Annotated in this window: 12 protein-coding genes; 9 read left to right on the top strand and 3 right to left on the bottom strand. The window is 63.9% G+C overall.

What is annotated here, in order from left to right:
- Positions 1-18 precede the first annotated feature (18 nt).
- On the bottom strand, positions 19-1,377 hold the full coding sequence (locus tag C0Z18_RS11100) for an MdtA/MuxA family multidrug efflux RND transporter periplasmic adaptor subunit (protein ID WP_102645459.1): 1,359 nt from the start codon (positions 1,375-1,377) through the stop codon (positions 19-21).
- Positions 1,378-1,627: 250 nt separating this feature from the next.
- A complete protein-coding gene (locus tag C0Z18_RS11095; protein ID WP_102645458.1) occupies positions 1,628-2,467 on the bottom strand; it encodes an IclR family transcriptional regulator in 840 nt (279 codons plus the stop codon).
- Between the two features lie 527 nt (positions 2,468-2,994).
- Between C0Z18_RS11095 and C0Z18_RS11090 the strand changes: the two genes are divergently transcribed.
- The 5 genes from C0Z18_RS11090 to C0Z18_RS11070 all read left to right on the top strand — a co-directional run bounded on the left by C0Z18_RS11090 (position 2,995) and on the right by C0Z18_RS11070 (position 8,521).
- On the top strand, positions 2,995-3,924 hold the full coding sequence (locus tag C0Z18_RS11090) for an ABC transporter ATP-binding protein (RefSeq protein WP_102645457.1): 930 nt from the start codon (positions 2,995-2,997) through the stop codon (positions 3,922-3,924).
- On the top strand, positions 3,921-4,682 hold the full coding sequence (locus C0Z18_RS11085) for an ABC transporter permease (RefSeq protein ID WP_102645456.1): 762 nt from the start codon (positions 3,921-3,923) through the stop codon (positions 4,680-4,682). Before C0Z18_RS11090 ends, C0Z18_RS11085 begins: the two co-directional genes overlap by 4 nt.
- 90 nt (positions 4,683-4,772) lie before the next feature.
- Positions 4,773-6,377 carry a sensor histidine kinase gene (locus C0Z18_RS11080; protein WP_102645455.1) on the top strand — a complete coding sequence of 535 codons (1,605 nt, stop codon included), beginning with the start codon at positions 4,773-4,775 and terminating at the stop codon, positions 6,375-6,377.
- Between the two features lie 18 nt (positions 6,378-6,395).
- On the top strand, positions 6,396-6,887 hold the full coding sequence (locus tag C0Z18_RS11075; protein WP_233217270.1) for a response regulator: 492 nt from the start codon (positions 6,396-6,398) through the stop codon (positions 6,885-6,887).
- A complete protein-coding gene (locus tag C0Z18_RS11070) occupies positions 6,884-8,521 on the top strand; it encodes an ATP-binding response regulator (RefSeq protein ID WP_102645453.1) in 1,638 nt (545 codons plus the stop codon). The genes C0Z18_RS11075 and C0Z18_RS11070 overlap by 4 nt, the downstream gene beginning before the upstream one ends.
- On the opposite strand, the gene C0Z18_RS11065 is transcribed toward C0Z18_RS11070, so the two are convergent.
- Positions 8,518-9,099, bottom strand: a complete 582-nt coding sequence (locus C0Z18_RS11065) for a DJ-1/PfpI family protein (protein WP_102645452.1) — start codon at positions 9,097-9,099, stop codon at positions 8,518-8,520. The genes C0Z18_RS11070 and C0Z18_RS11065 overlap by 4 nt on opposite strands.
- Before the next feature lie 190 nt (positions 9,100-9,289).
- Here C0Z18_RS11065 and C0Z18_RS11060 point away from each other — a divergent pair, with 190 nt between their 5' ends.
- The 4 genes from C0Z18_RS11060 to C0Z18_RS11045 all read left to right on the top strand — a co-directional run bounded on the left by C0Z18_RS11060 (position 9,290) and on the right by C0Z18_RS11045 (position 11,412).
- Positions 9,290-9,742 (top strand): Rrf2 family transcriptional regulator, encoded by a 453-nt coding sequence (locus C0Z18_RS11060; protein WP_102645451.1) that lies wholly within the window; start codon positions 9,290-9,292, stop codon positions 9,740-9,742.
- Between the two features lie 127 nt (positions 9,743-9,869).
- The gene (locus tag C0Z18_RS11055; protein WP_102645450.1) at positions 9,870-10,514 is read left to right on the top strand and encodes an NAD(P)-dependent oxidoreductase; all 645 of its coding nucleotides are present in this window, start codon (positions 9,870-9,872) and stop codon (positions 10,512-10,514) included.
- A gap of 137 nt (positions 10,515-10,651) precedes the next feature.
- Positions 10,652-11,104, top strand: coding sequence for an Lrp/AsnC family transcriptional regulator (locus C0Z18_RS11050; protein ID WP_199189430.1), 453 nt, complete (start codon positions 10,652-10,654; stop codon positions 11,102-11,104).
- 119 nt (positions 11,105-11,223) lie between these two features.
- Complete coding sequence (locus C0Z18_RS11045; RefSeq protein ID WP_102645448.1) at positions 11,224-11,412, top strand: hypothetical protein; 189 nt, start codon at positions 11,224-11,226, stop codon at positions 11,410-11,412.
- Position 11,413 lies beyond the last annotated feature (1 nt).

The raw sequence follows: 11,413 nt of genomic DNA, 5'->3' as shown, positions 1-11,413 counted from the left end.
GCGGGTGCGTATCCGCCGTTACCGCGCGCCGGCCGTGCCTGACGCGCTTTTGCGATGGTGCGCGTGCGCGCCGGAGGCGCCCCCCGGTGCGGCGCCGGCCTCGCGTCCGCCTGACGCGGCGCGCAGCACGGCGGCGGCATCGGGCGCCACGGTGATTTTCGCGCCCTCGCGCAGGCGATCGGAGCCGTCGATCACCACGCGCTCGCCGATCGCGAGCCCCGAGGCAATACTGGTACGCTCGCCGTCGATCGGGCCGACCTTCAAAGGACGGACCGTGACGGTGTCATCGGGTTTGACGACGTACGCAAACGGGCCGTTCGCGCCATTGAGCACGGCCGAACTCGGCACGATCACCGCCTGATGGATCGTATCGACCAACAGGCGCGCGTTCACGAACTGATTCGGGAACAACATCTGCGAGTCGTTCCCGAACAAGGCGCGCAGCTTGACGGTGCCGGTGGCGGTATCGATCTGGTTGTCGATCGTCTCCAGATAGCCGGATTCGAGCGGCATCGTGTTGTTGCGGTCGTAGGCCGTCGCCGAAAGCTTCGCGCCGGCGTGCATCTGCTTGAGGATGGCCGGCAGATTGTCTTCCGAAGTCGTGAAGATGACGCTGATCGGCTGCAATTGGGTGATGACGACGATGCCGTTCGTATCGGACGGCGTCACGTAGTTGCCCGGATCGACTTGCCGCAGGCCGACGCGGCCCGAGACGGGCGCCGTAATGCGGGCGTAGGTGAGGTCGAGTTTGTAGGTGTCGATGCTCGCGTGGTCCGATTGCACCTGGCCCTCGTACTGCTTCACGAGCGATGCTTGCGTGTCCACCTGCTGCGACGCGATCGAATCTTGCGCCAGCAGCGTTTGGTAGCGCTTCAAATCGAGGCGTGCCGTCTGCAGCAGCGCGGTGTCCTTGGCTAGCGTGCCCTCGGCGTTCGCCAGCGAGATCTGATACGGACGCGGGTCGATCTGAGCGAGGAGCTCGCCCGCTTTGACGAGCTGTCCTTCCTTGAACGCGACGCTTTGGAGCGTGCCCGCGAGTTGCGTCTTGACCGTCACCGTGGCTAGCGGCGTCACGGTGCCGAGGGAGGTTAGTACGATCGGCATGTCGCCGGCAGCGGCCGTCGCCACGTGCACGGGCTGTGCCATGTTCGCGAGCGCCGCGCGGCCGCCGCGGCGCGCCGTCGCCGCCGGGCCGGTGCCGGGGGCGCCCGAGCGGCTCCACGGCCGCCACCAGAACAGAGCGATCAGCGCGAGCACGATGACGACGGCGATCGCGGTGCGGCGCCGGGTACGCGCGCGACGGACAGATCGGTCCGTATCGATAGGCGGGCGCGATCCTTTTTCGTACGAAGGGGGGCGATTCTCTTGTTCGGCCATCGAAGTATTTTTTTAGCGGCAATGCCAATACGGCGTGGGTGAGCAGGCGCAGCGCGCATGCGGGGGCGGCCGTGGGAGGCGCAATCGGTTCGGTACACCGCGGGGCCGTCCGCCTGCATCGCGGATGGCCGCGGATGGCCGCACCGTCGATGCAAGATGCTACGTCCCGCCGCCTTAGCGAGTCCAGCGGGGGATTTTTCGGTTTCTTACGGCCGTTACACTAACTGGCGCCGATGCGATCGGCGCGCGATCAATCGCGAAGACGCTGGCGCGGCGCGCCGCCGATTTCGCGGACGATGCGCTCTATGCATTCGGTCAGGACCGGCGCCGCGCGCTCGATCAGCCACTCGCGCGGGCACATATGCGCCGCGCCGCCGCAGTTGACGGCGTACCGTTCGCCCGAAGGCCCGACGAAGCCCGCCGCGATCGCATTGAGCTCCGAATACCACTCGCCGGTTGCGATGGCGAAGCCCAACCGGTGCGTTTCCTCGAGCGAAGCGGCAAGCCGGGCGTGGATGTGCGGCCAGTCGTCGCCGGACGCCGCCTGCAGGCCCGCCATCACTTCGCGCCGCTCCGTTTCGGAGAGCGCCGCCAGATACGCGCGGCCGGCGGCCGTGCGCGCCAAGTCCACGCGCGAGCCCACTTCGAGCCGCGACACGAGCACCGCGGAACGGGGACGGATCGTGTCGATGACGACCATATCGAGCCGGTCGCGCGCCATCAAGTGCACGGACAGCGAGGTGCGTTCGGCGAGATCGATCAGCAACGGCCGGGCGCGCGCCCGGATGTCGAAATTACGCAAAAAACCATTGCTCAATTCGAGTACCGATGCCGTCAGCACGAATCGTTCGCTGTCCGGCAACTGAAACAGAAAGCCCGCGCTGACGAGCGTGGCGGTAATGCGCGAAACGGTGGGCTTGGGGATTCCGGTGAGTTCGGCGAGTTCGCGGTTGCTGATCGGCGCGTCGGCCGAGGCGACGCGGCGCAACAGCGTCAGGCCGCGCGACAGCGCGAGGATTTCGTCGCCGGCGCCTTCATTGGGCTTGGCGGCGCGCGGGCGGGTGTCGGTGCTGGTCGTTGAGGTGGGCACTGTTTGCCTGTGACAGTTTTTTGAAATTCAGTTTCACGTCTGACGTTTCGTTCAGTCTACGCCAGCCACCTCATCCCTGGAAGCAAGTAATTTTTACTTGTTGATGCGAATGAAATCGATACCGGCGGTGGGGTACCTGTTAACTTTTCGGAAAAAATTATCTTGACTTCGTCAGCCGAAAGAGAAAGAATGGAATCTCATTTCGGAGCGACGCATCGAAGGCGATGTGTTGATCGAGCGAACCTTCGGTTGCCGCAGAGATCTCAGCTTCGAGATACCGTCTCTCAGGTTCTAGCACGGCCCTCGGAATGGCTAGAACTTCTTTAAGGCGCCACGGCAACGTGGCGCCTTTTTTTTCGTGTTTTTGGCCGGGTGGATCCGATCCCATTGGGTTCTCCGCCGTTCGACAGGGGCCGGCACGATGCGTTTCGTGTTGCTCGGCGGCAGCGCCGCCGCGCTTCTGCTATCGTCAGCGTCCATCCGAACTTGGCGTCGAGCCCCGGCGCCGGTCCGACGGACGGCACATAATGCAAACGATCCTTTCTATTTCAAATCTATCGAAGACCTACGCGTCGGGCTTCCAGGCCCTCAAGCGCGTGAATCTCGAGATCCATCGCGGCGAAATCTTCGCGCTGCTCGGCCCGAACGGGGCGGGCAAGACCACGCTCATCGGCACCGTTTGCGGGCTCGTCAACCCGACCGAAGGCACGGTACGGGTGGACGGGCACGACATCATCAAGGACTACCGGCGCGCGCGGGCGATGATCGGCCTCGTGCCTCAAGAGCTGACGACGAACGCGTTCGAAACGGTCTGGGCGACGGTGGCCTTCAGCCGAGGGCTCTTCGGCAAATCGCCGGACCCCGCCCATCTGGAGAAAGTGCTGCGGGCGCTCTCGCTGTGGGACAAACGCAACAACGCGATCATGACGCTATCGGGCGGGATGAAACGGCGCGTCCTCATTGCGAAAGCGCTGGCGCACGAGCCGCAAGTGTTGTTTCTCGATGAGCCGACGGCCGGCGTCGACGTGGAGTTGCGGCGCGACATGTGGCAACTCATGCGCTCGCTGAAGGAAACCGGCGTGACGATCATCCTGACGACGCACTATATCGACGAAGCCGAGGAGATGGCCGATCGCATCGGCATCATCAATCGCGGCGAGATCGTGCTCGTCGAGGAAAAGACGCAGCTTTTGCGCAAGCTCGGCAAGAAGCAGTTGACGCTGCAACTGGCCACGCCGATCGCCGAAGTGCCGCCGCAACTCGCCGACTATGCGCTCGAGCTATCGGCCGACGGCGGCGCGCTCACCTACACCTACGACGACACCCAATCCGAACGCGCCGGGATCGTCACGCTGCTCAAGGATCTCGAGGACGCGCGCGTTCTGTTCAAGGACTTGCAAACGACGCAAAGCTCGCTCGAAGACATCTTCGTCGATCTCGTCAAGGACCGCTCATGAACTTTCACGCTATGCGCGCGATTTATCGCTTCGAAATGGCGCGCACGTGGCGCACGCTGATGCAAAGCGTCATATCGCCCGTTATTTCCACCTCGCTTTATTTCGTCGTGTTCGGCGCGGCGATCGGCTCGCGCATTCGAGAGATCGACGGTATCAGCTACGGCGCGTTCATCGTGCCGGGGCTCGTCATGCTCTCGCTGCTCACGCAAAGCATCAGCAATGCCTCGTTCGCGATTTATTTTCCGAAATTCACGGGCACGATTTATGAGCTGCTGACGGCGCCCGTGTCGTACTTCGAAATGGTGCTCAGCTACGTCGGCGCGGCGGCGACCAAGTCGATCATGCTCGGGCTCATCATCATGGCGACCGCGGCGTTTTTCGTGCCGCTGCGCATCGATCACCCATTCTGGATGGTCGTGTTCCTCGTGCTGACCTCGGTCACGTTCAGCCTGTTCGGATTCGTGATCGGAATCTGGGCCGACGGCTTCGAAAAGCTGCAGGTCGTCCCGCTCTTGATCGTGACGCCGCTGACGTTTCTCGGAGGGAGTTTCTATTCGATCGGCATTTTGCCGCCGGTTTGGCGCACGATCGCGTTGGCAAACCCGGTCGTGTATCTCATCAGCGGTTTTAGGTGGAGCTTTTACGGCATCGCCGACGTGCATGTCGGGGTCAGTCTTGGCATGACGGCCGTTTTTCTGGCGATTTTCACCGGCATCGTGGCATGGATTTTCAAAACGGGCTATCGCCTCAAAACTTAACGACGGCTTTGTCATTCGCTAAAAACGCCGACATAATGCGTCAATCGCCGGTGCTCCGCCGGCCGGGCACCCGAAACGATTCGACCGCGAATGAGACTGACCACCAAAGGCTTGTTGCTGATCGCTATACCGACGGCGGTCGAGCTCGCGTTGCTTTCCGGGCTCGTCAAGGCACAGAACGACGCGCAGCAGGCGGAGCAGTGGGCGTTGCACAGCAAGGACGTACTGCGCCAGACCAACGCGATTCTCGAGCCCGTCCTGATCGAATCGGTTCGCATGCGCGGCGCCGTGCTCAAGAATCAACGCGATTCTTCCACGCCCGTCACGCTGTGGATCGATCTCGATCGCCGGATCGACCACCTCGTCGATCTGGTGGCGGACAACCCTGTCCAGGTGGAGCGCGCCGCGCAGATCCGTCAAACGGTGCAAGCCTATCGGCAATGGTCCGATCGCGTGCAAGATTTATTGCGCACCGGACGGCGCAGTGATCTGCTGGAGCGGATCCGCGCTCAAACGAGCGCCGATGTGGTCGATCGCTTCCGGACTCAGTTGACCGCGTTCCAGAACGAAGAGCTGCGCACGGACGCGATGCGTTCGGCGCAGGCGGCGCAAGCGCTCGCGCAGCAGCAGCAACTGACTGCAGCCGTTGTGCTGGGCTCGCTCGTCATGACCGCGCTGGCCGTGTTCTTGTTCACGCGCGGCTTGCGCGGGCGGCTCGCGCGGCTGTCGGACAACGCGGCGCGGCTCGCGCAGAGCGCTCCGCTCGGGCCGCCGTCCGCGGGCAACGACGAAATCGCCGAACTCGACGAAATCTTGCACGATACGAGCCGGCGGTTGCTCGAATCGGAGCGGCTGCAAGCGCGCTTTCAAAGCGATTTGTCACGGCGCGCCGACGAGCTCGCCCGCACCAACGAGACGCTGCATCAGCAGACGCAGGAAAACGAGATGTTCATCTATAGCGTGTCGCACGATCTGCGCGCGCCGCTCGTGAACCTGCAAGGCTTCTCGAAAGAACTGACGCACGCATGCGACGATTTACGCCACGCGGTGCGCGCCTCGTCGCTCGAGGCCGCGGAACGCGAGCGCATCGAGCGGCTGATCGACGAGGACATCGGCGAGGCGCTGCGCTATTTGCAAAGCGCCGTGTTGCGGGCGGCCCATATCATCGATTCGCTGCTGCGCCTCTCGCGCGTCGGACGCGTCGAGTACCGGCGTCAAGAGGTCGACGTCGGGTCCGTCGTGCGCCACGTGCTCGACGCGATGCAGGCATCGATTCGCGCTTGCCGCGCTGAGATCGTCGTGGACGAATTGCCGCCGGTATGGGGCGACCCGACGGCGCTCGAGCAGATTTTCGCCAATTTGATCGGCAACGCCATCAATTATCTCGATCCGGACCGCCCGGGCCGCATCGAGATCGGCGCGTTGCCGGCGCCGCCAGGCGGCGTGCGCACGCTGCGCATCTTTTACGTCAAGGACAACGGCCTGGGCATCCCGGCCGGCGCCATGCCCCGTCTGTTCAACGCTTTCCAGCGACTGCACGGCAACGTGGCCGCCGGCGAGGGCATCGGTCTCGCACTCGTGCGCCGCATGGTCGAACGCCATGGCGGCCGCGTCTGGGCGGAATCGACCGAAGGCGAGGGCACGACATTCTATCTATCGCTACCGGAGGCGGCCAAGCAGGTCGTCGCCGCTTAACGAATCGAGGAAGCAACAATGCACAACCCAACTGGGGCCTCGGGCCACGCAGGCACGGGCCAGCCCACGATGGGCCAGTCCGTGGGCATCATCCTGATCGAGGATGACGATGGCCACGCGACGCTGATCGAGCGTAACTTGAGGCGCGCCGGCTTGACCAACGGCTTCACGCGTTTCGCCGACGGCCAGCAAGCGCTCGATTATTTCTTTAACGAACCTTCGCAGTTCATGCGCGAGGATTTACCGCCGACGGTGATCCTGCTCGATTTGAAAATGCCGCGCATCGACGGCTTGGAGGTGTTGCGCCGGCTCAAGGCCGACCGGCGTACGGCGTCTCTGCCCGTCATCGTCTTGACGACGACGGACGATCCGCGCGAAATCGAGCGCTGTTATGAACTCGGTTGCAACGTCTACGTGACCAAGCCCGTCGAATACGATGCCTTCATCGAAGCGGTGCGCCGCCTCGGATTCTTCTTGCAGGTGGTGAAGCTGCCCGCGGCGACTCGATGAGCGCTCACGCGCTGTTCATCGACGACGACGAGGGGCTCTTGCGGCTGGCCGCGCGCTCGCTCGCGCGAGCCGGTTACCGCGTGAGCACCGCGTCGAGCACGGCCGCGGCGCGTCAGGCGCTCGACGCCGAGCCGCCCGACGTCATCGTGGTCGACTATGCGCTCGGGAGCGCCGAGACGGGGCTCGACTTCTTGCGCGCGCTGCGCGCCCAAGGGCTCGTCTTGCCCGCCATTCTTTGCACCGGGTTTGCGGACGAAGCGCGTGTGATCGAGGCGCTGCGTTCGGGCGTCGCCGACGTGGTGCCGAAAAGCGAAGGTTATTTGGAATACCTGCCCGAAGCGATCGAGCGGGTATTGCGCGAGCGGCGCATCGAGCGCGAATTGGCGCAGGCGCAGCGCGCACAAGAACGCGAGGCGCATTTCAGGGCGCTGGCGGAAGAGCGTGAGGCGCTGCTCGCGGCCGAACGCGTGGCGCGGGCGGAAGCGGAACGTGCCTCGCGGATGAAGGACGAATTCGTCGCGACGCTATCGCACGAGTTGCGCACACCGCTCAATGCGATCGTCGGCTGGACCCAATTTCTTTTGCGCGATGCGAGCGTCTCGGAGTCGCTCCGCAAAGGACTCGACGTCATCGATCGGAACGCCCGCGCGCAGGCGCGCATGGTCGACGACCTGCTCGATTTCTCGCGCATTCTCGCCGGTAAGCTCAGGCTCGAGGCCGAACGCGTCGATCTCGTCGATGTCGTCGAGTATGTGATTCGTTCCGTCGATCCCACGGCGCAGGCCAAGGATATCCGCGTCGTGGCGTCGCTCGATGCGGTCGGCGCCGTGCTCGGCGATCCTTCCCGGTTGCAGCAGATCGTTTGGAATCTGCTGTCGAATGCCGTCAAATTCACAGGTAAGGGCGGGTGCGTCGAGGTCAAATTACAACGGCGCGACGGCGAAGTCGAATTGACCGTCACCGATAACGGCCAGGGCATCACCGCCGAGTTTTTGCCGCGCGTGTTCGAGCGTTTTTGCCAGGAGGACGCCGGCATCGCGCGTCAGCACGGTGGGCTCGGGCTAGGGCTGTCGATCGCGCGGCAACTGGTGGAGATGCACGACGGCCGCATCGTTGCATGCAGTGACGGACCGGGCTGCGGCGCGAAGTTCATCGTCACGCTGCCGGCAACGGTCGCCGAGCCGGCGCGCGAGCAGGACGCCGAGGCGCTCGAACTGGATGCGCCCCCGGCGCTGGCGGGTTTGCGCGTGCTGGTGTTGGAAGATGAGCCGGACGCGCGCGAACTCGTCGAGCGCGTCTTGCAAGAGCGAGGCGCGACGACGCTGGCGTTCGCGTCCGCCTCCGAAGCGTTGGACGCGTGCGCGGCGCAGGCACCCGATGTGATCGTCAGCGATATCGGATTGCCGGGCGTCGACGGTTACGAATTCATCCGGCGGCTGCGTACGTCGGAAGGGCAGCGCGGGCGCAGCACGCCGGCTGCCGCGCTGACCGCCTTCGCGCGCAGCGAGGACCGGCGCCGCGCGTTGCTCGCCGGCTACCAGACCCATTTGGCCAAGCCCGTCGATCCGCTAGAGCTGGTGGTCGTGGTAGCCGCGCTCGCGGGACGCACGACGCCGTTCGTCGGCGACGCTTAAAGGTCGATGCGCGTACCGAGCAACACGAGGAACTGACGCAGCCACTCGGGATGGGCCGGCCATGCCGGCGCCGTGACGAACGGCGCGTCGGTGACGGCCGCATCGACCGGTATATCGGCGTATTCCGCACCCGCGAGCCGAACCTCGGGCGCGCAAGCGGGATAGGCCGAAATGCGCTTGCCGCGAATCACCTCCGCGGCCGCCAGCAATTGCGCGGCGTGGCAGATCGCGGCGATCGGCTTGTCTTGCCGCGCGAAATCGCGCACGAGTTCGATGACCTTTGCGTCGAGACGCAGATATTCGGGCGCTCTGCCGCCGGCGATCGCGAGCGCGTCGTAGCTCGCGGCGTCGACTTCATCGAACGTCGCGTTAAGGGTGAACTGGTGACCGGGCTTCTCGGTGTAGGTTTGGTCGCCTTCGAAATCGTGGATCGCCGTCTTGATCTTTTGGCCCGCCCGCTTGCCGGGACACACGGCATCGACCGTGTGTCCAATCGCTTGCAGCGCCTGGAACGGCACCATCGTTTCGTAATCTTCTGCGAAATCGCCCGTCAGAAATAAAATCTTCTTCGCGGCCATGGCCTGCTCCTTCTCTGGTGAGGGGTAGACGACAACGGATCTGCGCTTCTTACGACGAAGCGGGGACGAAGCGGGCAGTGTACTCCTCGAATGCCAACGGCATTGCACCGGAGTGGCGCAAGGCGGCAGGGGTTGCATGCCGAGCTAAATGTAATTATCATGGTTACAGTTCTGGTGCCGGTCGTAAGTCATGAACACGAGCAGTCGTTTCGCCTATGCCGTTCACATTTTGGCGTTGCTGTCGTTGCAGCAAGGCGAGCCGTTGTCGTCGGACATCATCGCCGGCAGCGTCAATACGAACCCGGCGCTGATCCGCCGGCTGCTGTCGATGCTGGCTCAGGCGGGGCTCACCACGTCGCAGCTCGGCGCGGGCGGCGGCGCGTTGCTGGCGCGCGCGCCCGGCCAGATTCGGCTCGTGGACGTCTACCGCGCGGTCGACGAAGCCCAGCTATTCGGCCTGCACCGTGAGGCGCCGAACCCGGCCTGCATGGTCGGCCGGCATATCCAGCAGGTGTTGGTGGGCATCGTGGACGACGCGCAGCGGGCGATGGAAGCGTCGCTTGGTGCGCGCACCTTGGCCGATGTGACAGCGGGCGTGATCGAGGCCGAAAGCGCCCTGGGCAGTGCGCGGGCAGAGCGGTAGCTCGAACGGCGGCTCGGTTTGCCGCGCGGCTAAGCGCCGATGAAGTGAACGAGAGGTGTTGCCTCTCATTTTTTTTGTCTATAAGTGTAACTACAGAAGTTACACATCGATTCGATAGGAGCCTAACATGCAACGACGTTTGAAAATCGCCCTGTTCGGGGCAACGGGAATGATCGGATCGCGTATCGCGGAGCAAGCGCTCGCGCGCGGCCATGAAGTCACCGCGATCTCGCGCCAGCCGAAGCCCGTGCAATCGCTGCCGCAGTTGAAGGTGCTCGCCGGCGACCTATTCGACCCGGCGCCGAATGCCGAGCGCATCGCCGGCTTCGACGCGGTGGCGAGCGCCTACGGCCCGGGGCACGATGACCCCTCGAAGGTCATCGAGGCGACGCGCGCGCTCATCGAATTGGCGCGACTATCCGGCGTGAAACGCCTTGTCGCCGTGGGCGGCGCGGGGTCGCTGGAGGTCGCGCCGGGCAAGCAACTCGTCGATACGGAAGGCTTTCCGGCCGCTTATAAGGGCGTGGCGCTCGCGCATCGCGAGGCGCTTGGCTTATATCGCGCGGCGACCGACGTCGATTGGACGTTCTTCGCGCCCGCGGCCATGATCGCGCCCGGCACCAAGACCGGCACGTTCCGCACGGGGGCCGATACGCTCATCGTCGATGCGAACGGTATGAGCAAGATCTCGGCGGAGGACTATGCGGCCGCGTTCGTCGACGAAATCGAGCAAAACCGTTTCGTGCGCCGCATCGCGACCGTCGCGTATTGAACGGCTAGGCGCGAACGAGGGTGGGTTCCTTTCGTGGGGCCCCATTTATATCGGTTTATGCGTAAAAATAGTTTCCTTATAATTCCACGATCTCTATAAAACGTAGAAAAATATTCCAGCAGGAGATCGAAATGGGAATGGATGCTATCGATCGCAAGCTCGTCGAGCTGCTTCAAGCCGACGCGACGCTGCCGATCGCGGAACTCGCGAGCCGCGTGAACCTCTCGCAGACGCCATGTTGGAAGCGCGTGCAGCGGCTCAAGGAGGAAGGGGTCATTCGGGCGCAAGTGGCGTTGTGCGACGCGCGCAAGCTCGGCGTCGGCACGACCGTGTTCGTCGCCGTGCGCACGAATCAGCATACCGAAGAGTGGGCGCGCCAGTTCGTGCAGGTGGTGCGCGACATCCCCGAGGTGGTCGAAGCCTATCGGATGAGCGGCGAGACCGATTATTTGCTGCGTATCGTCGTCTCCGATATCGACGATTTCGATCGCGTCTACAAACAATTGATTCGCGCGGTGCCGCTCTTCGACGTCAGCTCCAGCTTCGCGATGGAGCAGATCAAATACTCGACGGCGCTGCCGGTTAGGTGAGGCGGGCGCCGTTGCGCCGAGCGCCGTTGCGTCGGGCGCCGTTGCGCGTAGAATGCCGTCTTTCGTCTCGCTATTTCGGCTCGGCGGCTCGCCGTTAGGCGCGCCGCGGCCCACCATCCATGACCGATCCTCGCCACTCGAACAAATCGAACCCCACGACACGCGTTGCCGTGCTCATCGTCGTCGTCGTGTTGATCGGGATCGCCACGTTCCTGTTCAATGCGATCAAGGGCAAGCGCGAGTACGACGAGCAAAACGCGGCGCCTTCGGCACCCGTGGCCGCCAGCGCGTCCGGCGCCTCGCAGTAAG

The organism is Trinickia dabaoshanensis (assembly GCF_002879885.1).
GTDB lineage: Bacteria > Pseudomonadota > Gammaproteobacteria > Burkholderiales > Burkholderiaceae > Trinickia > Trinickia dabaoshanensis.
This window is presented reverse-complemented; position numbering and strand designations above follow the sequence as displayed.